We start from the raw sequence: 24,429 nt of genomic DNA on the forward strand, positions 1-24,429 counted from the left end.
AGTTAAGTAATTCTCATTATTCTCTTTTGCAACTCCCGATTTGTTACTCACATGATATCATATTTTTTCTTCAATTACATCCACCTAATTTTAATACACTGCCTGTCGACTTGCTTCTGTAACCAGCATCCGGTTAATCTTCTCCTACATTGTTTCCTTTGCAGCTTCATAGAAATGATAACGGACAACATAAACTGTCTGCCCGGTTTTCTTTGTAAATGTGTTCCCTTCTGTTTTTGTATTCATCATTTTTTCCATAATCATTTTTTCCTTTCCTTTTGAATCCCCGGCAGAGAGTCATTCCATTGGTCTCTGTTAGGACACTATTCTTTAAATCAGGCCCCAAATGGGCACTTCCAGTTTTGTAGGCTACCTATATATAGCCTTTTCATTTTTGCTTGCAAAAAGCCTTGTGATAACAGCACTTTTTTAACGTAGAAATGGTTTCTATGTATTTGCCCTCCATATCAAGCCGATATATAGATGCTCCCGAACCTGAAACACAGATTATTCCATCTTCATCAAGGAGAAAAATTCGTTACAAAAAAAGAAGACAGCATAATCACTGTCTTCCTCTAAGTCATTCTATTTATCTCTTACTCTTCATCGCGATCATATCACCAAAGATTGGTGTCGGCATTCCGAATCCGCCGGATACATCCATGATCTGTCCTGTCGTATATGCCGCATCATCGCTTGCGAAATATGCAACTGCTCCCGCAATTTCTTCAGGCGTTGCCATTCTCTTGATCGGAATGTGTTTCAAGAAAAATTCCTGGAATTCCGGTGTCAGATTGTTTGATACAGCTTCTGTTGCTGTCATTCCCGGTAATACGGCGTTACAACGGATGTTATCTCTTGCGCACTGCGTTGCAATAAGTTTGGTCAGATAATTGATTGCTGCCTTACTGGTTCCGTATGCAATCTGGGAAATATCCGGACGCAGACCTCCGATGGAAGAAATGTTGATAATACTTCCACCGCCATTTGCTGCCATGTGTGGAATTGCAGCCTGGCTGGTCATAAATACACTGGCAAGATTAATATCAACAGTACGGATATACTCGTCATATTCTGTATTTTTGATATCCAGATCTTTCTGTGGATTAGATGTTCCGAAATTATTTACCAGAATATCAATTCTTCCTCATTCTTGAATACTTCTTCTACCATAGAAGTATAAGTTTCCTTTTCAGTTGCATCGTTATATACGGTTTTTACGTTGCATCCTTCATCATTCAGTTCTTTTGCACGATTCTCTGCACGCTCCATATTTCTGGCGGCCATATATACAGTTGCTCCTTCTCGTGCAAGACGCTGTGTGCAGGCAAGTCCGATTCCTCTTGTAGATGCAGTTACAATTGCTACTTTTCCATCTAATCTCATAATCCCATGCTCCTTTCCATATAATCAGTCTTTATGAAATATTTGTTTGTTATTTTATCACATTTCAACAAACAAACATGGACATAAGCTGAATTTTTTCTATCATTTTCTTATTATTCTAATTTTTCACAAAGTATTGCACGACTTTTCTCACAAAAAAGAGCTCCGTACACAAGTACAAAGCTCTTTCTAATCGCATTATTCAAAATGAATACATTCAAACTTCTCTTATTCTGATGGAATGATTGTTTCCACCAGACGGTTAAAATTCTCATCCGCTGATGCATTGCTGGACGCCATATTCAGACTGTTCCAGTTAATCGTAACTGTTGTCTCTGTACCATATGACGGTGCTGCTGCATATTTATCATAGATATTCAAAAATGCATCTGCCACCTCGGCAGTACTGTAATAAGTACCTGCATCCAGTTCACTTGCCGCATTTACAATACTTGTGTTCGGTGTCGCGGTAAGATCAAATTGATACTCTGTAAGCGATACCTGCCGCATCGCACCTAATGTGTACTGACAATTCTTATATATTGCTTTTATAGCATTAATAAACCTCGTATTCTGATCATCTGTCAGATCATCCAGCCGAAAACTGTTAAACGATTCCTCATACCAGGCAGCAGCTTCTTCTGCACTCTCACCTGTATGCATACAGTAGCGCTCAGTATCTCCCTTAAAATATGCATCCAGGTATGCCTGCATAAAATCACGGAAATCAAACACGGTACCGACTGCCTCATAAGGAGCCATATACCCCTGAAGTGCATCCTGCAACAATGCCGTGATATCCTTTTTCGATACTTTATAGCTGTCTCCGGACTTCTTTACAGTAATGGTTCTGCTCTTTTTCTGCTGTTTTGTGGCATTACTTAAAAGCTTCGTATCCTCTTCCAGAAGATTTTTCACCTCTGTTGTAAAATCTGTGCCTGATATATTCTTTACATATCCGGCATCCGTTTCTTTGGTCGTAGCTGCAATATCAATCGGTTCATAAGTTACACGAATGATATAGGTATCATTAGACTCCTTGTCTGCTTTGTTAAGTTCAAACTGTACCTGATTCAGTGCTTCCTTAAGAAATGCTTCATAGGATTCCTTTAATTCATCTGGAAAATCAATCACAAAATCATTGGATGATTTGGCATCCGCAATTCCCGTTTCTAAAACACTCTGCAGTTCGCCCTCATTTTCCTTGGCACGAGTAATCAAACGGCCAAGATAATCATCTGCCGACTCTTTCTTTTCACAACCGCTACATAACATCATCAGGCCAAGCAGCAGGCACAATGCACACAACATTCTCCTCTTTTTCATTCGTTTGCCCTCTTATTCTTTCTTACTTAATAATCAGATCACTCCAGCTTTCTACCGCATTGGCATCCTGTTCTACCATCTGCACAACCTCTTCACTGTCTACCTGAGCAATCTCTAAATGAAAATAATCCATCAGCACAAATACCAGGAACAATACACATCCGATCAAAAGGCGTGTCTGCAATCCGGATGATTGTTCCTCTGATTCATATAAATCCCCATATATATTTCGAAATCTCGGATGTACCGCAGGCGGCATATGGGAATCTCCATACATTTCTCTGGCTGAACGCAATAATTCTCTTCTTCTTTTTTCTGATTCATTCACAGACTGAACCTCTCCATTATCGTTCTTATATCAGTCTATGAAATTCATCTGCTATATATCCCTGATTTTATCTGTCGGCAAGCTCACCCACAATATCATCCCAGGTAAGTCCCTTTTCTACCATCAATACCATAGCATGATAAAGAAAATCAGCCATTTCGTATTTTACCTCTTCCGGATTTGGATTCTTTGCTGCAATAATGATCTCTGCGGCTTCCTCTCCAACCTTCTTAAGAATCTTATCAATTCCTTTATCAAACAGGTAATTTGTATATGAGCCTTCTTTTGGATTTGCTTTACGATCCTCGATTACCGCATACACAGATTCAAATACCTGAAGCGGATTCTTCTCATCATAATCTGTTCCAACAAGCGGTTGATAGAAACAGGTCTTATTTCCTGTATGGCAGGCTGCTCCGATCTGTTCTACTTTGGCAAGCAAAGTATCCTTGTCACAGTCAATGGTCAGTGACTTCACATACTGGAAATGTCCGCTGGTTTCACCTTTCACCCACTGGCACTTGCGGCTTCTGCTGTAATAGGTCATCCGTCCGGTCTTGATCGTATTATAGAATGCCTCTTCGTTCATATATGCAACCATCAGAACTTCCTGTGTCTTATAATCCTGTACGACAACCGGAATCAGTCCATTTTCATTCAGCTTAAATTCTGAGAATTCCATGATGCTCTCAAATGAAGTCATCTTAATCTCTTCGTCTTCACAACGTTTCTTAAATTCACTGAATTTCATATCTGTCTGGCTTACATAGCGCCCTGACAGTCCTTTTACTCCCGGACACTTTAATATATTGATAAGTTCCGGTTCTTCCATAGAATCGGTCACGATCACACACGGAATATCGGTAATATTCATCACTGAATCCAGATCCAGTCGGTGCATAAATACAATCTCACTGCAGTTTTCATTAATCACATGCTGCTGTTTGAAGAGTGAATCAAAATCATTTAATGATACTGCGATCTTCTCTTTGCCAAAGCGAAGCGCTGCCGCTTCCATCATTTCAATACTGTCCTTTTTGGAAAAGTTCAGCATGGCGCGTTTTGCTCCTGCATAAAGAATCTTCTTTACATCTTCCTGACGCTTGATATTCCCTCCCGCAACCATTGGAATCCGGATCACACGGTTGATCTTGCGCATCAGGTTGATAGCTTCTTCGTGGTCTTCATCTGACTCGGACAGGTCAAATACCAACAGTTCATCTGCACCATTTTCACTATAGTAACGCGCCAGCGAGACTACATCTTTACTGATCACCGTCCGGTCATCATACCAGCGCACTGCCTTTCCCGAATCGATAAATATACATGGTATTACTCTTTTATAACTCATATCTGCTCCCCTTATAATTTGCCTTTTGTTGTCCACGCCTCTTTGATACGAGGCTCCATTCCGGTCGCCATATCCAGCGCCTTTCCGAAGCTCTTAAACAAAGCTTCCGCCATATGGTGGTTGTTGCCTGCATCCAGAATCTTCAGATGCAGATTCATCATTGCGCCGTAAGATACCGCATAGAAAAATTCACGGATCATCTCTGTATCCATCGTTCCAAGTCTCTCGCAGGTAAACTCTGCCTGATAATTCAGATATGGTCTGCCAGAGAGATCAATGGCACACATGGCGAGCGTCTCATCCATCGGAAGCAGAAAACTTCCATATCGCTTAATGCCAGCCTTATCTCCCAATGCCTCACGGATTGCACCACCTAATACAATTCCTACATCCTCTATGGTATGATGACAGTCCACATCCAGATCTCCATTCACATGAAGCTCCAGATCAAACAGTCCATGTCTTGCAAATCCATCCAGCATATGATCAAAGAATCCTATGCCGGTATGTATATCATTTTTACCCTGTCCATCCAGATTCAGCGACAGGGTAATATCTGTCTCCTTTGTCTTGCGGGTGCAAGAAGCAGTTCTACTCATAGACAGACCTCCTTATCTGTTTTAATAATATTGCTATCTGTTTTCTTCAAATCTGACTTTAATTGAATTCGCATGCGCGGTCAGATGTTCTGCTTCCGCAAATGCTTCAATATCCTTGTGTACACGTTCCAGTGCTTCTCTGGAATAGCCGATAATGCTGGACTTTTTAATAAAATCATCCACCGAAAGCGGTGAGAAGAATTTCGCTGTTCCATTGGTCGGAAGAACATGGTTCGGTCCCGCATAATAATCGCCCAATGGCTCACTTGCATACTCACCGATAAAAATAGCTCCTGCATTACGGATACGAGTCATGGTGTCATACGGATTCTTTGTCATAATCTCAAGATGTTCCGACGCAATTTCATTTGCTGTATCGATCACTTCATCCATCGTATCTGCGATCAGAATATAACCATAATTATCTAAGGATTTCTGAATAATATCTGCTCTGGACAGTTCCTTTAAGAAGCCATCGATCTGATCAGATACTTCTCTTGCGAGCTTTTCACTGGTCGTAACCAGAATCGCTGACGCCATCTCATCATGTTCCGCCTGAGACAACAGATCTGCCGCCACATATCGTGGATTAGCAGTCTCATCCGCTACTACCATAATTTCACTTGGTCCGGCAATGGCATCAATGCTTACATGTCCGTACACCGCTTTCTTCGCCAATGCCACATAGATATTACCAGGTCCTACAATCTTGTCTACCTTTGGAATACTTTCTGTTCCGTATGCCAGTGCTCCGATTGCCTGTGCTCCACCTACTTTATAAATAGCTGTTGCACCTGCTTCACAGGCTGCCACCAGAGTGTTAGCATTGACACGCCCATCCGCTCCCGGAGGTGTAACCATAATGATTTCATCCACTCCGGCCACACGTGCAGGAACTATATTCATCAATACAGATGATGGATAAGCTGCTTTGCCGCCCGGTACATAGACACCTACCCGCTGAAGCGCAGTTACCTTCTGTCCAAGGATTGTTCCGTCAGGCTTACTGTCAAACCAGCTGAACTGACGTTGTTTCTCATGATAAGACTTAATACTCTCTAATGATCCGCGGATCACACGCAGTAATTCCTCGCCAACTTCTTCATAAGCCGCCTGAATCTCTTCCATTGTTACACGTACATTAGAAGCGTCAATATGGGCATGGTCAAATTGCTCTGTATATGCAAATAATGCTTTATCTTTTTCAATCTTAACATTGTTTAGAATCTCTGCCACCGCCTGCTCATACTGCCCATAGCTGGATGGACTGCGCTGTAGCAGATCTTCGAGAAGATTCTTTTTTGTGCTGGAATCCAAATGCTGTATTCTCATCCTGATCAATCCTTTCTGTCTGTATCTCTATTTATCATGCAATATTTATATCACAGTTCTCAGTCTCTGGATCAGATCCTTGATCCGTTCACTTTCCATTCTCATACTCACCGGATTCACAATCATGCGTGCCGACAGCGGACATACCTCTTCCAGTACGGTCAGACCATTCTCGCGCAGTGTGGATCCTGTCTCTACTATATCACAGATTACCTCTGAAAGTCCCACAATCGGAGCAAGTTCGATAGAACCATTTAACTTGATGATCTCTACTGTCTGATGCTTGACATTGTAAAAATAATCTTTTGCAATATTTGGATATTTGGTTGCGACGCGGATCAGTTCATGATGTTTCAGCAGATCTTCCGCTTCTTTCGGTCCGCAGATACACATGCGACATTTACCATAACCAAGATCCAACACTTCGTGTACCTTTCTTCCCTCTTCCAGAATGGTATCTCTTCCTACGATACCGATATCAGCCGCACCGTATTCCACATAAGTCGGTACATCCGGACCCTTGGACAAGAAAAAGCGAAGCTTCAGTTCCTCATTTACAAATATCAGTTTTCTGGACTTTTTGTCCTTCATTTCTTCACAGGTAATTCCTATTTTTTCAAATAATTCCAGCGTCTGGCTGGCAAGACGCCCCTTTCCCAGGGCAAATGTAAGATATCTCATAGCAGGCTCCTATCTTAATATTTCTAAACTAATTGTCTGAATGGATCATTTTCTTCTCACCGGTTACCAGATTGATCATAATAATCTGATTATCGCTCTGAATATAGAGCATATTGCCGGCATAGTTTTCTTTACCGTAGCTGATATAATCCTCCAGCGTCTTACCCGGAGCACGTTTCACCAGTTCTGTATTTTTGCATTTTTCACGAAATTCTTTTGCCAGGCTGATTGCCTCTTTCTGACGTCCGTCATCATAAAGGATCAGTGTGTTCTTACGTGTATAGGAAATACGGATATGCTGTCTGGTCAATGCATTCATCAGTTGGTCAATTATGATCGCAAATCCAATAGATGGTGATTTTTTACCAAATTTCTCCAACAGATGGTCATAACGACCACCCTTTACAATAGCATCGCCTGTTCCAAAGGTATATCCTCTGAAAATAATTCCTGTATAGTATCCATATAACCCCGTCATACTCAGATCAAAGTTAATGTATTTTTCTACGCCATAGATCTTCAGCACTTCATAGATCCGCTTCAGTCTGCGGACTGCCATGATGGCTTTGGAGTTTGGTGCAATATTTTCTGCCTGATCCAGCACCTCTTCTCCACCGTAGAGATCTTCCAGTGCTACCAATGCCTCTCTGGAGCTACGACGCACTTCGATACTGTCCAGATATTCTTCCACACCCGGAAAATTACGATTACCGATCAGTTCACGTACTCTTGCTTCTGACTCTTCTCCCAGTCCTGCATCTTCAATCAGGCTCTGGAAATAGTCAACATTACCCACACTGATCTGGAATTCACGCAGACCGATTGTCGTAAGACAATCCACTACCAGTGCCAGCATCTCAGCGTCCGCCTCAATAGACTCTACACCGATCAATTCCGCACCCATCTGTGTATTCTCACGAAGACGGCCCTGATAACTCTGCGGATAATTCACAAAAGTATTACCGGTATAGCAAAGCCGGATCGGCATATCATTATCCGGGAACAGCGTAGCCGCTGCCCTTGCAATGGATGGTGTAATATCCGGTCGAAGAACCAGAGTATTTCCTTCTTTATCAAAAAACTTATATAATTCTTTGGATGGAATGGTTCCGATTTCTTTGCGGAACACTTCAAAGAACTCAAACGTAGGAGTCTGGATGTCGTGATATCCGTACATTTGCAGAACTTTATGCAGACGGCTCTCCAGTGAGAGTTTCTTGCCGCATTCGATATTGTATATGTCCCGGACACCTTCCGGAGTATGCTGTAATTTCTTCATATTGATCTCCTTGCACTTTAGCTTGCTAATACGTTAAAATCTATTTTTGAATTATACGAATTTTTTCCGAACCTGTCAAGACCTCTCATCCCGGAGTTCCAGATCCAGATTAATCATATCCAGATATGGCACAAAACAGCCTGAACGGATGTCAAAGAAAAATCGTGGATCAAGTTCTTCAAGACGAATGCTCTTGCGTCCGCCGGTCATTGCACGGTTCCAGAACTTCGCCACCTCTTCAAAACGCATATAATACATTTCATTTCTTGCAGTATAATAGATTAACAGGAAAGAAATCCCCTGCTGTTTCTCCAAATTTTCCATAAATATGATCTGATGCTCATGTATGTTCTGCAATGGAAATGTATCTGCATTGCACTCTTTTGCATCAAAGCAGACTGGAATTCCCTGTACGGCACCGATGTAATCCACCGTACTGCGCTGTTCGAAATACGCCAATGTAATCTGACGATGTTCCTTGTCCATGCGCACCGGCGTGATCGGTGTGGGAATCTTCTGGATCAATGCCAGCTCCTGTTCCAGATATCTCTCATTTGTCCGGTTAACCATATCTTCCAGTGTGGAGCCTCTGAGCCCCCTAGTATGCCATGTTCCCATTATTTATATAATCCTTATCTGTCATTTTATCTGATACAGTCTTTTGCAATTTTCTGGAATAATATCGGTTCTTCTGCAATAAAAGCTCTGCCTGAGACTTCTTTTAATGCCCCGTCAAGCTCTGGAAATTCCAGACGATATGCATGTAGCAACTGTGATTTTAGCCCATATTTTTCACGAAACCGGTCATTCAATGACCGATCTCCATATTTATAATCACCGATAAGTGGGTGTCCTGCCGATGCAAGATGCGCACGGATCTGATGGGTCTTACCCGTGATGAGGTGTACCTCCAGAAGCGTATACTTTCCATTAGATTCCAGTGGTCGATACTCTGTTTCAATTGGCTGTGCATCCGTTTCAGACTCTTGTATTACCGTAACCCGGTTCGTCCGGTGATCTTTCTTCAGATAGCCGTTCAGATGGATCTGCTTGTCTACCTTTCCTTTTACCAGACAATGGTAATACTTGCGGAATGTCCGGTCGTGAAAGCCCAGGCTTAACTCCTGCAGACCTGCAAGACTCTTACCCGCTGCAATAAGTCCGGATGTATTCCGGTCCAACCGGTTACAGATTCCAGGATGAAACGTATGAAGATCTGTTTCAGTAACCTGTCCGCTCCGCAACAGATATTCCGTAATATAATCCACTACCGATACATCGGATGGATTCGCTTTCTGTGACAACATACCTGCAGGCTTATTTAACAGCAAAACGTCCGCATCCTCATAGATCACTTCCGGCATATGTCCCGGAAGTCTCTTCCGTACAGTATGTTTCTGCTCGATAAACTTCTCAATCGTATCTTCCGCAAGAAATAATTTCACCGAATCCCCTGCCTGCAGCTTTTCCTTTCCGGCAGCTTTCTTACCATTCAGAACGATATTCTTTTTCCTTAACATTTTATAGATAAAGCTTGTCGGAGCCTGATTCAGATATTTGGCAAGATACTTGTCCAGTCGCTGATTCGCTTCATTTTTCGATATGATTAATTCTCTCATTCGTCACCTGTCATGATTCTGATATTTTAATATTGTGTCAAAAGCAGTGTTTTCATTACATGGATACATTCAGTATCTTGCGGCGGATACGTCTCTCCAACTGCTGATCTGCAGACTGGCTGATCTCCATCATGCTGTTCAGGCCTTCTACCCTGGAAAGAAAGGGCACATACTCAGCAAATACTTTTACTGTGGATGGTTCCAGACCTGTATTTTTCAGGATCTGTTTGATATACGCCGCAGCCATCTCAGGATCTGTCTTTGGATTTGGCGCATAACCAAATACCTTGTGATTGGAGATTGCCACTGCACTGACCGGCATGATATGCTCTCCATCTGTAATCACCATATCATACGCTCTGGTAAGCAGTGCTCCTTTCTCATCTATTTCATGCTGTACTTTTCCCTCAATGCTTCTATAAGGAAACATCGCGATAAACTCCACCAGCACACGCGCTGCCGGAAGACAGCCTACGATTGCAACTACCGTAAATATATTTAGTCTTGTTTTTGTAATTACATATCCAATGATCAGGATCAACGCAACCACGGCAAATTCCGCCAGTGCCTGCAATCCTAATCTTTTTTTCTTTTCAGCCAGATATCCTGCTTTTCCTTTTGTTACTTTCTTCATATTCCCCTGTCACTCCCTGATTGATTCTGTTATTTGCTATGTTATTTCTTTTTGCGTTTATGCACATTACGAATATGCTTTTTCTTCCGTGTGTTATCACGCGCATTCTTTCCTGACTTGCCCTTCTCTGACCAACTGCTGGATTTCCCCTTTTCCGGACGGATCAGACAGCGTTTGTCATATCCTACCAGATCCATGCGTCCGGTCTTTTTTAGTGCTTCCATGACCAGATCATAATTCTTCGGGTCACGATACTGGATCAGCGCTCGCTGCATTGCCTTTTCATGAGGATTCTTCGGCACATATACCGGCTGCATGTTCCGCGGATCCACGCCTGTGTAATACATACAGGTAGAAAGAGTGGACGGTGTCGGATAAAAATCCTGTACCTGCTCCGGCATATAGCCAAAGTCCCGCAGATGCTCTGCCAGATTTACTGCTTCTTTTAATGTAGAACCTGGATGCGATGACATCAGATACGGTACCAGATACTGATCTTTGCGGAGCTTTTTATTCATCTGATTGTATTTCTCCACAAACTTCTGATACACGCTGTATTCCGGTTTTCCCATTTTCTGCAATACCGGATCAGACACATGCTCCGGTGCTACCTTTAACTGGCCGCTGACATGATATTCACATAGCTCTCTTAAAAATGTATCATCCGGATCTGCCAGCACATAATCGAATCGGATTCCTGACCGGATAAATACTTTCTTCACTCCGTCAATTTTTCTAAGTTCACGTAATAATTTTATGTAATCTCTGTGGTCTGCACGGAGATTTTTACATGGTTTCGGAAAGAGACACTGCTTATTCGGACACACACCCTTTGTCAACTGCTTCTGACAGGATGGTGCACGGAAATTAGCAGTCGGTCCTCCGACATCATGGATATATCCTTTAAAATCCTTATCCTGCGTCATCATCTTCGCTTCTTCGACCAGTGATTCGTGGCTTCTGGTCTGAATAATCCGTCCCTGATGGAACGTCAATGCACAGAAACTACAGCCGCCAAAGCAGCCACGGTTGCTGATCAGGCTGAACTTTACTTCCTGAATCGCAGGAACTCCACCCGCTGCATCATAAGACGGATGCCATGTCCGCATATATGGATAGCTGTAGACCTGATCCATTTCCTCCATAGTTAACGGCTTGGACGGCGGATTCTGCACTACGTACAGGTGATCGTTATATGGTTCTACCAGACGTTTTCCAGAAAACGGATCTGTATTGCAATACTGTGTATAAAAGCTTCTGGCATATTCCAACTTATCTGTCTTCAGATCTTCATAAGACGGAAGCCTGATATAATCATAGACACTGTCCAGATCCTTCACTTTACACACGGTGCCATCAATATAGGTGATATCTTTTACATCCAGTCCTGCATCCAGTGCTTCTGCGATTGCAATGATCGACCGTTCTCCCATCCCATACGAAATGATATCCGCACCGGAATCCAGCAATATGGAGCGTTTTAATTTGTTGGACCAGTAATCATAGTGTGCCATTCTCCGGAGACTTGCTTCGATTCCGCCCAGGATGATCGGCGTATGCTTGTATGTCTGACGGATCAGATTGCCGTAGACTACAGCCGCATAATCCGGTCTGTGACCGGCCACGCCACCTGGCGTATACGCATCCGTTCTTCTCCGCTTCTTGGATACAGAGTAATGATTTACCATAGAATCCATATTGCCGGCAGAAACTAAAAAACCAAGTCTCGGCTCTCCAAGGATCGTCACACTGTTCTTATCTTTCCAGTCCGGCTGCGCGATAATGCCAACTTTATAGCCATAGGATTCCAGTATACGGGTAATGATCGCAGGTCCAAAAGATGGATGATCAACATAAGCATCACCAGACACATAGACAAAATCCAATTGTGTCCAGCCACGTTTTTCCATATCTTCTTTACAAATCGGTAAAAATCCCTGTCCCATAACTACTCTGCACTCCCAAGTTCCATGTAACTATCAATATAATAATCGGCCATTTCTTTTTTCTTATCTTCCTGATCACGGGAATATTGATCATAAACTGCACAGGTACGCATGCCTGCATTCTTCCCTGCAAGAATTCCGTTCGGCACATCCTCAAACACCAGACATCTTGACGGATCCACACCCAGATCCTCTGCCACCAGCAGGTAGATGTCCGGCGATGGTTTTCCTGTCTCCACTTCACAGGATGTATGTACGGAATCAAAATACTGCTCAATATCCAACGCCTGAAGCGTTGCATCTACAAGCTCTCTTCCATTGCTTGTACCGATTCCAAGCTTGACGTTCCGTTCTTTCAGCGAGGTGATAAATTCTCTCACGCCTTCTTTCAACGGCACTTCAGTTGTGTATTTTTCATATGCCATTCTGGTCCATTCTTGCTGCAGTTCTTCCAGTGTAAATGGTATCTCCGGAAATGCGTCCAGATAAAGCTTTGCAACTTCTGTAAAACTCTTGCCTTCCATCTGCTCATAGAAGTCGTCCGGCTCTGTCAGACCGTATCTCTCATAAAATTCTTCATCTACTGTAGCCCATACCCACATGGAATCAATCAGTGTTCCATCCATATCAAACAGCACGGCATCTGTATTTTTCATAATCTCTTCGTATTTATTCATAAATTCTCCAGTTCTTCTGTTGTAAGCTCCCGATATTCACCAGGCTTTAATGTCTCATCCAACACAAGGCTTCCCATAGACTCCCGTTTCAGATAGGTTACTTCCATGCCAACTGCCTGAAACATACGTTTCACCTGATGAAATTTGCCTTCCTGGATCGTCAGTCGAATCTCCGAATCATCACCGGCCTGTACAATTACAAGCTTTGCTGGTCTTGTCCATTCCTCTGCATCGTCAGTGCCAATATTCAGTCCTTTTGCGAACTGACTGACCGTATCCTCTGTAACCCATCCATGCACTTTTGCATAGTAGACCTTGTCTACATGCTTCTTCGGTGCCAAAAGCTGGTGTGCCAGAGCACCATCATTGGTGATCAGAAGCAGCCCTTCTGTATCTTTGTCCAGTCTCCCTACTGGGAACAGGTCTTTCCGCTTCCGGCTCTCGATCAGATCAATGACCGTCTTATCACGCTTATCTTCTGTTGCGGACACAACTCCTGCAGGCTTATGAAGCATATAGTATTCAAAGGCTGCATAGCCTATCGTCTGTCCGTTTACCTGCACTTTGTCATTCTGTTCATCAATCTTTAACTCTGGTCTGGCAGCAGTCTCCTGATTGACCTGCACCTGCCTTTCCGGATCATTTGCTTTACCGCAGAACGGGTACCGATCCCCATGTCTGCCAGATATTTATCCAGTCTTATCATCGGATTCCATCCTTATCTTACTTATCTCTCTGTCAGGACTGCCATCTCCAGCCCGGCAGATATTTATTCTTAAGCGTCCCGGATGCAAGCTTGCCCCAACCTAACGGATAACCGTCCACGCAGAACAGATGCCATCCCTTTTTCTTCATTCCGGTTACATCTTCCACATCCAGTGTCTCGCCTTTCAGGTAACGCACCACACGGTCATCATCCACCGGAAGCGAAATGCAGTCTCCATACGCATCCATATTCAGACACATTGCCAGTGCCTGGCTCGGCTCAAAGCGATTTTTCTTAAGTTCACCCATAAGAAGCCCGGTACGTAAGAAACGGATCCCTGCCATATCCGGCAGATTCTCCGGCATATAGTACACGCGCTCGCCATGAAATTCTAACTGTTCCCGCTTAAAATCAATGCCTGCTTTTTCCCAGTTCACCTGTGCCAGAAATGCTTCCAACTCTTCGGCTAGTTTCTTCGGTCGTTTCTTACTGCCGCCAGACATCATCTCATGTTCCCCGTTCTTTCTCAGCAGCGCAATATAATGACCTTCGCCCTTCATCTTATGTGGAAAGATACGGACTGTCTTCTTAAGATCCGGAATATCCTTCCTCCAGAGTCCTGGCATTCCCGCACAGAATCCCTCATATGGGCGAATCTCTTCGATTGTAAACTCCGGATACTGTTCTAACAGGTAACCGATCGTTCCTTCATTCTCCAATCCGTCAAAGGTACAGGTGGAATAAAGCAACATTCCGCCAGGTCGTAACATCTCAGCAGCCTGCGTAATAATACTGCGCTGTAATTTGCTGAAAAACTCCGGTCCGTGTTCTTCCCAGGCTTTGACCATCTTTTTATCTTTTCGGAACATACCCTCACCGGAGCATGGTGCATCGATCAGGATCTTATCAAAATATCCTCTGAAATACTCTACAAGTCTGCCTGGTTCTTCACTGAGTACCAGTACATTGCCAATCCCAAACATTTCTATATTTTTTAATAGTCCCTTTGCTCTGGAACTGCTGATATCATTGGCCACCAGTACTCCCTGTCCCTGAAGCTTTGCTCCAAGTTCCGTCGCTTTACCTCCCGGTGCTGCACATACATCCAATACACGGTCACCCGGTTCGACCGGCAGACGGTTCGCCGGAGTCATAGCACTTGGCTCCTGCAGATAATATAATCCCGCTGCATAATATGGATGCTTTGCCGGCGAGATCTGTGCTCCATCGTAATAAAATCCATTCTCAATCCATGGTATCGGACGGATTTCAAATGGACAGATCCGGACAAAGTCCTCCACTGATATCTTCTTCGTATTCACACGCAGCCCATAATAGCGGGGTGCTTCATAACAATCTACATATTCCTGGTATTCATCTCCCAGGATATCTTGCATTTTTCTTTCAAACTTTTCCGGTAAATACATCGTTTCCTCCATTCAGATGCCGGTGAAATACATGATACGGCATCCTTTGTATATACCGTCATATTATACTCTATATGTAGTAATATTTCAACGTTTTGTCTTCCAGCGCACGTAGAAGATAATAGGGATTCACGCTGATTTCTTTCCCATTTTCAAAGGCATAAATCCCAAGATGCAGATGTACCGGAAACTGTCCCGTAGTTCCTTCTTCTCCATAACCGGAATCACCCATAAATCCAAGCATTTCTCCTGCCTGTACCTGATCACCCTCTTTAATCTCCGCATAGGATTCCAGATGCGCATAATAATAGTAGACACCGGAAGGCGATGTGATCCCGATCCGGTATCCGCCCTTCTCCAGCCATCCAAGGTTCGTGATCATACCATCCGAGATACTGATCACCGGATAGAGTCCCCGCTCATTCTTATCTGCCATAATGTCCGTGCCTTCATGCCTGCTCTTACCCTTATATTCTCTGTTGGCCATCCAGGAATCAACGTATGATACGGTCAGCGTCTGATCGGCCACAGACTCCGGTATCGGAAAATAAACACTGTCGCGTTCTACTTTTTCCAAAAAAGAAAGACAGGAATCTGACCATTCATCCCTGTCCTCTTTCATCCCCGGAGAACAGAATTCACGCCGATACTCTGCGTCTTCTATTCCCAGATTTTCTCTTGTATTGATCTTACTTTTTTCATACAGGGCATGCGCCCCGTTCGTACAGACAAATGCCAGGATCAACAGAATCCTGAACATCTTCAAGTTCCTTTTTCTCAATCCGATGTCCAGCCTTTTTTATTATCCTATGCATTATTTCATTGCTTTCAGAACTTCCAGCAGATATTTGTAAGTGCGTTCTACTGATTTAATATCCATGCGTTCATTATAGGAATGAATATCGAACAGATCCGGTCCGATCGATACACAGTCCAGTTCCGGACACTTGCCCATGAAAATACCACACTCCAGTCCTGCGTGGATAGTTACTACCTGTGGCTCTTTGCCGTATACTTCTTTGAATACTTCAACCATCCGTCTACGGAGTACACTTTCTGCCTTGTAAGCCCATGCCGGATACTCATCGCGATCGATTCCGTCTGCACCCAGCATACGTACCAGACGGTACAGACGTTCCTTTAATTCTGCTTTCTTCGACTCTACAGAACTTCTTACCAGATGTGTTACCACAACCTGCTCTGCCTCTGTCTTCACGACACCGGCATTCAGAGAAGTCTCAACCTGACCTTCAATCTCACGCTCAAACGCAGCCACTCCGTCCGGCATCAGATCCAGATACGCGATCACGCGGTCTGTACTCGTCTCATCCATCATCTGATCCGCAGCGGTCTCTGTGATATCTACTGTAAGTCCCGGTTCATCCTTGCCAAATTCCTGTTTCCAGATCTGTTCCATCTCACAGATCAGTGCTTTCACTGCTTCTGCATCCGTCACTGCGATCTTAGCTGTATGATCAGCAGAAATTACATTGTCCTTATTACCGCCGCCAAGCTCTACGAGACGTACAGACTGCTGCAGACGAATGTGATTTAACAGACGTCCCATCAGCTTATTAGCATTTCCACGCTGCAGATGGATCATCGCTCCGGAATGTCCGCCGGATAATCCATGGATGTGAACGGATAACACCGTTCCATTGACCGGCTCATATGCAACCGGAAGCATCGCATCAAAACGAAAACCACCGGCACATCCTACAGTCAGAATGCCTTCTTCTTCGGAATCAATATTAATCACCATATTACCTTTAATCTTAGAGAAATCAAGATTACGGGCACCTTCCATGCCCACCTCTTCTTCTGTGGTAAATACCGCCTCAATCGGTGGATGTGGAATATTATCGCTGTCCAGAACCGCCAGTGCCATGGCGATCGCAATTCCATCATCTCCACCAAGAGTGGTTCCGTTGGCAGTAACAAATCCATCCTCAATCTGAAGATCCAATGGATCTTTTTCAAAATCATGCTCTACTTCAGGCATCTTCTCACATACCATATCCAGATGGCCCTGAATAATAACCGGCGCAGATTCCTCATAACCTGCCGTTCCATTCTTGCGGATAATCACATTATTAGTATCATCCTGTTCTGCTTCCAACCCTCTATCTGCTGCAAATTGCATACAATAGTCGCTGATCGCTTTTGTATTGTAAGAGCCATGCGGAATTTTACACAGTTCTTCAAAATAATGAAATACTTTCTTTGGTTCCAATTCACTTAATACTGACATATCTTCTCGCTATCCTCTCTTCATTATTTTATCTCCAACATCATTTATTTTGTCATATTCCACATGAAAAAGCAACCGGACGCGTACATTAATTATAACTTATATATCAGGTGATACTATGAAGCGAAAGATTCTTTCTGCACTGCTGTTATCTGTCTTTTTTCTCTTTTTGTTTTACAGGAATGCAGTCATTTCCGGTGCTTTGGAAGGACTTGTATTGTGGTACCTCTATGTGCTTCCCACGCTTCTCCCATTTATGATCCTGACACAGATGATGATGCAGACAGACACTGTGTATCTTGTCAGCCGGATTACAGAATCTTTCATGCGTCTTTTTCCAGGCGTATCGGGATATGGCTCTTTTGCAGTCATCGCCGGTTTCCTGTGCGGTTATCCGATGGGTGCCAAGGTGACCGCAGACCTGACTGTCAGCGAACGTATCAGCCAGATGAGGGTGCATTTCTGCTCTCTTTTTGTAATAATATGAGTCCCATGTTTATTCTGGGTGTGCTTTTTCGCAATTATATTCCCGAACATGCCCTGCATCTTCCATTTTTCCTGATATTAACAGGTTCTCCGCTGCTCTGCAGCCAGATGTTCAGACTCTATTATACCCACAAGCCCAGGATACATTCTGAAGAGTATCGGACTTGCGCAATCGGGTCATCCGTGCAACCCGCAAGTCATTCCTTTGGCACAATCTTAAATACCAGCATTACCGAAAGTGCCGATGCCATCATACGGGTAGCGCTTTATATGATGCTTGCATCCATATGGATGCATATGTTAGATCAGATTATTCTTACAGACAGTGTTGGTAAGACTATCCTGTTGTCCACTTTTGAGATTACTACAGGTCTTGAACTGCTGTCTGGTCTCGCTATTTCGCGAAACATCCGTTATCTGATTATGCTCGCGCTGACCTCGTTTGGTGGAATCTCTTCCATTCTGCAGACCATGTCCATGGTTCAAAGATCCGGACTTAAAATGATCCCATATATAGCTGAAAAGCTGGTTACCATGACGGTAACCAGCCTGTTGGCATATCTATATCTTATTATAATTAATTACTGATCTAATTCCGTGTCAAGGAAATCGTCCTCTTCCGGCTCAACATATTCGTTAGCATCCGGCTGTGGCTGTTCTGGAATCTCAAGTTCAGAACGATTATTACGTACCATATCAAAACACTCCTGAAGTGAATTGATCAGTCCATCATACTTCGCTGTATAACTGTCCAGTGTATGACCGATAATGCTTTCTGCGTTAGCAAGGAGATCATCTGTATACTGCATAGCGCCGATACGGATATCATTAGCATCACGTGTTGCATTATCCAGAATCTGCTGCGCCTGCTCAGTAGCCGCAGTAACAATATCATTGGCCTGCGCATATGCCTGCTGCATGATCTCATGCTCGCTGACCAGTTCATTCGTCTGAATGTGTGCCTCTTCAATCATATTATCTGCCTTTGCCTGTGCATCTGCCAGAATCGCATCTTTATTCGCAATGATCTTCTGATATCTCTTAATCTCATCCGGTGTCTTCATACGCAGTTCGCGAAGAAGTTCATCCAGCTGATCTTTATTTACAATGATCTTAGTTGTAGATAAAGGCTGAAACTTACAGGAATCAATATACTCTTCAATCTCTTCAATAATCTGTTCAATACGGCTGCTCATAATTTACACTCTCCTTTTTTGTATTTTCTCCCGTATTCTCTGTTCTACCACTTTCGGTACAAACTGAGATATATCCCCATTAAAAGACGCCACTTCTTTTACAATCGTAGAACTCAGATAAGAGTACTCCAGTCTGGTGGAAAGGAATATCGTCTCAACATTCTCTTCCAGCTTATGGTTGGTCTGCGCCATCTGCAGCTCATACTCGAAGTCTGTGATCGCCCGCAATCCCCGGACGACAATATCTGCCTTCATATTCTTTGCAAAATCTACCAATAATCCCTCAAAGGGAACAACCTTCACATTATGATAATCTTTTGTGACCTCTTCCAACATTTTAACACGTTCTTCTAAGGAAAACAACGGACTTTTTGCATTATTCTTCAATACTCCGATAATTAACTCGTCCGCAATCTTTGATGAACGGCAGATAATATCAAGATGTCCAAATGTAACCGGATCAAAACTTCCCGGATAAATCGCTCTCATAAAAAATCCTCCTGTAATCTATGTCTCATCTAATCTTGCTGATACTCAATAAACATGTGCTTATTAGTCTTGTATATCTTTTCTTTTACCAGGCGGAATCCACATTCCTCCAGATATGTAAAGGATGTATCAAGCGATGCCTCTACGATCACCATGCCATCATCACGCAGGATACGATGTTCTCTGAGAAGCTCCAGCACCTGACGTTCCAGGCTGTGATCATACGGTGGATCCATGAAAATGTAATCAAACTGCTTTCGTCCATCCAGTGAACGGATTGCAGTCATCACATCAGACTGCATCGTAACAGCTGCATCTTCCAGGCTTGTGTGCTTCAGATTCTCCCGGATAATCATCATAGCAGCAGGATTCTTCTCTACAAATACTACTTCCTTCGCTCCCCGGCTGGCAGCCTCAATCCCGATTCCGCCGCTTCCGGCAAACAGATCCAGAAAGTCACAGTCAGCAATCCACGGATCGATCATATTAAAAAGTGTCTCCTTAATACGATCTGTCGTCGGTCTGGTATCCATCCCTTCCAGTGTCTTCAACTGTAACCGCTTTGCCCGTCCTCCGATAACACGCATATTCTTTCTCCTCTTGTATACATAATACTTTACCTTGTTAATTATATAAATAAGTAGCAAAAATGTCAACACGGAATCCCAGAAAATACAAAGAAACCCCGGATTTTTCCGAGGTCTCTTTCAGCATTTGTCTGATTATTTATTTGCCATCTGCTTTTCCTGTTCTTCGATCATCTTTTTTACCATATATCCACCTACAGATCCGTTCTGTCTGGATGTTAAATCTCCATTGTAGCCATCTGAAAGCGGTACTCCCAATTCACTTGCTACCTCGTATTTAAATTTGTCCAGTGCGCCCTTTGCCTCAGGCACTGCTGTTCTGTTTGTTGAACGACTTGCCATTTTATTTTCCTCCTTTTGTATCCTTTTACTGTTTGTCTGTAACCCTGTCTTAAGTTACACCCATAGTATATGGAGGTTTTATAATATTACACTGGTATTTTTTTCGTTCTTTTCCAGATCCTGTATCCAGTCTTGGTGATTGGTCATAATCCATTCAGCTGCTTCCGATGCATATTGCAGAAGCTTTGCATCCTGATAAATATCTCCAAGCTTAAAATCCATCAGTCCGCTCTGCCGGATACCAAACAGATCTCCCGGACCACGAAGCTTCAGATCTTCACTCGCAATTTTAAATCCGTCATTGGTATTATTCAGAATTTCCAATCTTTTTTTCGTATCTTTTGATTTTGAACCACTCATAAAAATGCAATATGACTGATATTTACCGCGCCCCACACGTCCACGAAGCTGATGCAGCTGCGCAAGACCAAAGCGTTCAGCATTTTCCACCATCATCACTGTGGCATTTGGTACATTTATCCCCACTTCGATTACCGTTGTTGATACCAGTACCTGAATCTCGTTTGCCGCAAAACGATTCATGATCTCATCCTTTTCAGACTGCTTCATTTTCCCATGAAGATAATCTACCTTAACCGCATTGCCAAGTTCATGCTGAAGCATTACCGCATAATCCGTTACATTTTCAACTTCCAGATGTTCACTTTCTTCTACCATCGGACACACTATATAACATTGCCGTCCTTCAACAATTTGATTCTTAATAAATCGATATGCTGTATCACGGTATCCGGTGTCTACCACACAGTTCTTGATCGGCAGACGATTAGAAGGAAGCTCATCAATGATCGAAATATCCAGATCACCATACAGAATAATTGCCAGTGTCCGTGGAATCGGTGTTGCACTCATAACGAGAATATGTGGATTTGTTCCTTTTTCCGCAAATATCTCCCGCTGGCGTACACCAAATCGATGCTGCTCATCAGTCACCACTAGTGCCAGGTTATGATAGTCGACCTTATCCTGAATCAATGCGTGCGTACCAAGAATAATCTGTGATTCTCCAGATGCAATTCTTGCATACGCTTCCCGCTTCTCTTTTGCTTTCATTGATCCAGTCAGGAGTTCCGTTTTTATCGAAATATGACAAGTGTCAAAAAGTTCTGTTAATGATTCAAAATGCTGCTTCGCGAGCACTTCTGTCGGAGCCATCATCGCTCCCTGGTATCCATTCATTACGACAGTGAGAAGGGCAAGTGCCGCTACGATTGTCTTACCGGACCCCACATCTCCTTGTACCAGTCTCGACATCACGTATTCCCCCTGCATATCCTGCATTATTTCTTTCCACACACGCATCTGTGCACCTGTCAGTTCATACGGCAATGACCGGAGCATTCTGTCTGTTTCTTTCGTTGGTATGATATCGAAATCATTTTTCATACGTTCATTATTTTCTTTCAGCTTTCGTATAGACAGAATAAATTCCAGAAATTCTTCAAACACCAGCCGTTCTCTTGCACGACAGTATACTTCTTTATCCTCTGGAAAGTGTATACCGCGAATTGCATAATTGTACTCTGCCAGTTCGTATTTCATACGGAGTTCCTCTGGCAGCCTATCTTTCGTCAGATTCAGCTGTTCTACCGTCTGACGGATCGCTTTTACCGTAAGATTATTGGAAAGTCCTGCCGTCAGCGGATACTGTGGCTGCAGTGTACCCATTTTCAGCTGATAAGAATCCGCCGGATAAAAGATCTCAGGATGCTCCAGTATCAGACCATCTTTTCTTCGCACCACATGTCCACGCAGAATGATTGGTCCACCTGCCGCCAATGTGCTCCTTAAAAAAGGCATCCGGAACCATATTGCTTTTATAGTCCCGGATGCATCCTTTACTTTTACAGTTGTAACCGGCATTTTGCGATTCGGTGATACCTGAACAGCTCCGGATAATAAACCGGATACTGTCTGGATTCTGCCTTCTGTAAGATCATCAATCGGTACGGGTGCTTCATATATGTCATATCCTCTCGGATAATGTCTCAGAAGATCTCCTACCGTATAGACACCAAGCTTATGGAAAAGCTTTTCTGTCTTTTCTCCAATGCCCTTTAATTCGCCAATACCTGTTCTCTCATTCATTTATTTACTCTACCGCCATTACATAATAATAGATCGCTGACCGCCAAACTGCGCATCAATATCCATATCCGGATACAACTCTGCAATCTCTGCTGCAAAGCTTTCCGCATCCTCAGCTGAAATCTCTTCACCATAGTACAGACTGATAAGCTCTGAATCCTCATCTACCATAGCTGCAAGCATCTCCTTAGCTGTATTCTGGATATCTGTTCCAACAGCTATAATACCTGCATCACCGATACCCATGATGTCTCCCTCATGGATCTCTTTGTCATCAATCTTAGTATCACGGACTGCATAAGTACCTGTCCGGTTTTTACATTCTGAATAGCTTCCAGCATTGCCTCTTCATTAGCCGCTGCATCTGCATCTGGCATAAAGTTGATGATTGCTGTAATACCCTGCGGTACTGTCTTGGTTGGAATAACCACGATCTTCTTATCTTCAACCAGTGCCTTAGCCTGATTAGCTGCAAGAACAATGTTTTTGTTATTCGGAAGGATAAATACAGTCTCTGCATTGACCTTATCGATCGCATTCAGCATATCTTCTGTACTTGGGTTCATGGTCTGTCCGCCTTCGATGATATAATCAGCGCCAAGTTCACGGAAAATATCATTCAATCCATCACCAATCGATACGGTAATGAATCCCATAGGCTTCGCCGGCTCTTTTTTCTTTTTTTCTTCCTGAGCGCGAGCCATCTTCTCAGCATCTTTGATCAGCTTCTCCTGGTGTTCTTCACGCATATTATCAATCTTCATGCGAGATAACTGCCCATAAGTAAGAGCCTTCTGGATCGCAAGTCCCGGATCATTGGTGTGAACATGTGTCTTAACCACATCATCATCCGCTACGCATACGATAGAGTCACCGATAGACTCCAGATATGCTTTAAATTCCTGCTCGTCCTTCTCTGTAAATTCGCGATCTGTAAGAATGATAAACTCTGTACAGTACCCAAATTTAATATCTGCCGTTGCTTCTGCTGAAATTTTAGTTACTGCACTGCTTTCACTTGGAGTAATTGCAGAATAATCAATCTCTTTGCCCTGGAATGCATCATATCCGCCCTTCAAAACCTCTAACAGTCCCTGTCCGCCGGAATCCACAACACCGGCTTCTTTTAATACAGGAAGCATCTCTGGTGTTTTCGCCAGAACTTCTTCTGCATATTCAATAACAGCTGGTATAAACACTTCCAGATCATCTGTCTCCAGCTCCATCTCCGCTGCTTTTTCTGCAATCCCCTTGGCAACTGTAAGGATTGTACCCTCCTTCGGCTTCATAACTGCCTTGTATGCAGTCTCTTTCGCACGGATACATGCTGCAGCAAGAACCGTCACATCAATCTCTTTCTGTTCCTTCACAACCTTTGTAAATCCTCTGAGAAGCTGTGAAAGAATAACACCGGAGTTACCTCTGGCTCCACGCAGTGATCCGGAAGAAATAGCTTTAGCCAGGGTCTTCATATCCGGATGATCCAGTGCTGTTACTTCTTTTGCCGCTGACATGATCGTCATAGACATGTTCGTACCTGTATCTCCATCCGGAACCGGAAATACGTTCAATTCATTAATATACTCTTTTCTTGCTTCAATATTCTGTGCACCTGCCAGGAACATTTTGGCAAGCATATCTACATTAATAGTCTTTGTAGCCACTTTCGAAGTTCCTC

23 protein-coding genes and 3 pseudogenes are annotated in these 24,429 nt (G+C 43.4%); 2 read left to right on the plus strand and 24 right to left on the minus strand.

The window, feature by feature from the left end; all coding sequences use genetic code 11:
* Positions 1-144 precede the first annotated feature (144 nt).
* The 18 genes and pseudogenes from DXA18_RS17610 to DXA18_RS09220 form a co-directional block, all read right to left on the minus strand.
* Positions 145-258 (minus strand): hypothetical protein, encoded by a 114-nt coding sequence (locus DXA18_RS17610; protein ID WP_118383774.1) that lies wholly within the window; start codon positions 256-258, stop codon positions 145-147.
* 331 nt (positions 259-589) lie between these two features.
* A pseudogene (hdhA, locus tag DXA18_RS09140) lies at positions 590-1,386 on the minus strand (7alpha-hydroxysteroid dehydrogenase).
* Between the two features lie 228 nt (positions 1,387-1,614).
* Positions 1,615-2,712, minus strand: a complete 1,098-nt coding sequence (locus tag DXA18_RS09145) for a hypothetical protein (protein WP_118383674.1) — start codon at positions 2,710-2,712, stop codon at positions 1,615-1,617.
* Positions 2,713-2,734: 22 nt separating this feature from the next.
* The gene (locus tag DXA18_RS09150; protein ID WP_118383675.1) at positions 2,735-3,040 is read right to left on the minus strand and encodes a hypothetical protein; all 306 of its coding nucleotides are present in this window, start codon (positions 3,038-3,040) and stop codon (positions 2,735-2,737) included.
* A 67-nt stretch (positions 3,041-3,107) separates the two neighbouring features.
* The gene (gene hisIE, locus DXA18_RS09155) at positions 3,108-4,391 is read right to left on the minus strand and encodes a bifunctional phosphoribosyl-AMP cyclohydrolase/phosphoribosyl-ATP diphosphatase HisIE (protein ID WP_118383676.1); all 1,284 of its coding nucleotides are present in this window, start codon (positions 4,389-4,391) and stop codon (positions 3,108-3,110) included.
* Positions 4,392-4,402: 11 nt separating this feature from the next.
* On the minus strand, positions 4,403-4,990 hold the full coding sequence (hisB, locus tag DXA18_RS09160; protein ID WP_118383677.1) for an imidazoleglycerol-phosphate dehydratase HisB: 588 nt from the start codon (positions 4,988-4,990) through the stop codon (positions 4,403-4,405).
* A gap of 33 nt (positions 4,991-5,023) precedes the next feature.
* Positions 5,024-6,322, minus strand: a complete 1,299-nt coding sequence (hisD, locus tag DXA18_RS09165) for a histidinol dehydrogenase (RefSeq protein ID WP_118383678.1) — start codon at positions 6,320-6,322, stop codon at positions 5,024-5,026.
* 45 nt (positions 6,323-6,367) lie between these two features.
* Positions 6,368-7,003 carry an ATP phosphoribosyltransferase gene (gene hisG / locus DXA18_RS09170; RefSeq protein ID WP_118383679.1) on the minus strand — a complete coding sequence of 212 codons (636 nt, stop codon included), beginning with the start codon at positions 7,001-7,003 and terminating at the stop codon, positions 6,368-6,370.
* A gap of 28 nt (positions 7,004-7,031) precedes the next feature.
* On the minus strand, positions 7,032-8,282 hold the full coding sequence (gene hisZ, locus DXA18_RS09175) for an ATP phosphoribosyltransferase regulatory subunit (protein ID WP_118383680.1): 1,251 nt from the start codon (positions 8,280-8,282) through the stop codon (positions 7,032-7,034).
* Positions 8,283-8,357: 75 nt separating this feature from the next.
* Positions 8,358-8,900, minus strand: a complete 543-nt coding sequence (locus DXA18_RS09180) for a Holliday junction resolvase RecU (RefSeq protein WP_118383681.1) — start codon at positions 8,898-8,900, stop codon at positions 8,358-8,360.
* Between the two features lie 26 nt (positions 8,901-8,926).
* Positions 8,927-9,901 (minus strand): RluA family pseudouridine synthase, encoded by a 975-nt coding sequence (locus DXA18_RS09185; RefSeq protein WP_118383682.1) that lies wholly within the window; start codon positions 9,899-9,901, stop codon positions 8,927-8,929.
* A gap of 55 nt (positions 9,902-9,956) precedes the next feature.
* Complete coding sequence (locus tag DXA18_RS09190) at positions 9,957-10,535, minus strand: hypothetical protein (RefSeq protein ID WP_118383683.1); 579 nt, start codon at positions 10,533-10,535, stop codon at positions 9,957-9,959.
* A gap of 41 nt (positions 10,536-10,576) precedes the next feature.
* Positions 10,577-12,481, minus strand: a complete 1,905-nt coding sequence (locus DXA18_RS09195; RefSeq protein WP_118383684.1) for a YgiQ family radical SAM protein — start codon at positions 12,479-12,481, stop codon at positions 10,577-10,579.
* A gap of 2 nt (positions 12,482-12,483) precedes the next feature.
* Positions 12,484-13,158 (minus strand): HAD family hydrolase, encoded by a 675-nt coding sequence (locus DXA18_RS09200; protein WP_118383685.1) that lies wholly within the window; start codon positions 13,156-13,158, stop codon positions 12,484-12,486.
* Positions 13,155-13,864 (minus strand): annotated as a pseudogene (locus DXA18_RS09205) (pseudouridine synthase). The gene DXA18_RS09200 and the pseudogene DXA18_RS09205 overlap by 4 nt, the downstream one beginning before the upstream one ends.
* Positions 13,865-13,896: 32 nt before the next feature.
* Positions 13,897-15,291, minus strand: coding sequence for an RsmF rRNA methyltransferase first C-terminal domain-containing protein (locus DXA18_RS09210; protein ID WP_118383686.1), 1,395 nt, complete (start codon positions 15,289-15,291; stop codon positions 13,897-13,899).
* A gap of 70 nt (positions 15,292-15,361) precedes the next feature.
* Positions 15,362-16,051, minus strand: coding sequence for a M23 family metallopeptidase (locus tag DXA18_RS09215; RefSeq protein ID WP_118383687.1), 690 nt, complete (start codon positions 16,049-16,051; stop codon positions 15,362-15,364).
* Positions 16,052-16,105: 54 nt separating this feature from the next.
* Entirely contained in the window at positions 16,106-17,542 is a 1,437-nt protein-coding gene (locus DXA18_RS09220) for an aminoacyl-histidine dipeptidase (RefSeq protein WP_118383688.1), read from the minus strand.
* 118 nt (positions 17,543-17,660) lie between these two features.
* Here DXA18_RS09220 and DXA18_RS09225 point away from each other — a divergent pair, with 118 nt between their 5' ends.
* Together DXA18_RS09225 and DXA18_RS15545 are read left to right on the plus strand one after the other, a co-directional pair.
* Entirely contained in the window at positions 17,661-18,029 is a 369-nt protein-coding gene (locus tag DXA18_RS09225; protein WP_118383689.1) for a hypothetical protein, read from the plus strand.
* A gap of 269 nt (positions 18,030-18,298) precedes the next feature.
* The gene (locus tag DXA18_RS15545; RefSeq protein WP_147345590.1) at positions 18,299-18,616 is read left to right on the plus strand and encodes a hypothetical protein; all 318 of its coding nucleotides are present in this window, start codon (positions 18,299-18,301) and stop codon (positions 18,614-18,616) included.
* Here DXA18_RS15545 and DXA18_RS09235 read toward each other — a convergent pair.
* From DXA18_RS09235 to DXA18_RS09260, 6 genes and pseudogenes are all read right to left on the minus strand, one after another.
* The gene (locus tag DXA18_RS09235; RefSeq protein WP_118383691.1) at positions 18,610-19,224 is read right to left on the minus strand and encodes an ATPase; all 615 of its coding nucleotides are present in this window, start codon (positions 19,222-19,224) and stop codon (positions 18,610-18,612) included. The two genes, DXA18_RS15545 and DXA18_RS09235, sit on opposite strands and share 7 nt — an antisense overlap.
* Positions 19,225-19,227: 3 nt before the next feature.
* Complete coding sequence (coaD, locus tag DXA18_RS09240) at positions 19,228-19,713, minus strand: pantetheine-phosphate adenylyltransferase (RefSeq protein ID WP_118383692.1); 486 nt, start codon at positions 19,711-19,713, stop codon at positions 19,228-19,230.
* A 29-nt stretch (positions 19,714-19,742) separates the two neighbouring features.
* A complete protein-coding gene (rsmD, locus tag DXA18_RS09245) occupies positions 19,743-20,342 on the minus strand; it encodes a 16S rRNA (guanine(966)-N(2))-methyltransferase RsmD (RefSeq protein WP_278337069.1) in 600 nt (199 codons plus the stop codon).
* A 93-nt stretch (positions 20,343-20,435) separates the two neighbouring features.
* The gene (locus DXA18_RS09250; RefSeq protein WP_118383694.1) at positions 20,436-20,642 is read right to left on the minus strand and encodes an alpha/beta-type small acid-soluble spore protein; all 207 of its coding nucleotides are present in this window, start codon (positions 20,640-20,642) and stop codon (positions 20,436-20,438) included.
* A 78-nt stretch (positions 20,643-20,720) separates the two neighbouring features.
* Positions 20,721-22,751 carry an ATP-dependent DNA helicase RecG gene (recG, locus tag DXA18_RS09255; RefSeq protein WP_118383695.1) on the minus strand — a complete coding sequence of 677 codons (2,031 nt, stop codon included), beginning with the start codon at positions 22,749-22,751 and terminating at the stop codon, positions 20,721-20,723.
* Positions 22,752-22,755: 4 nt separating this feature from the next.
* Positions 22,756-24,415: pseudogene (locus tag DXA18_RS09260) on the minus strand (DAK2 domain-containing protein).
* Positions 24,416-24,429: the final 14 nt, after the last annotated feature.

Source organism: Dorea sp. AM58-8, from assembly GCF_003464045.1.
Taxonomy (GTDB): domain Bacteria; phylum Bacillota; class Clostridia; order Lachnospirales; family Lachnospiraceae; genus Claveliimonas; species Claveliimonas ammoniilytica.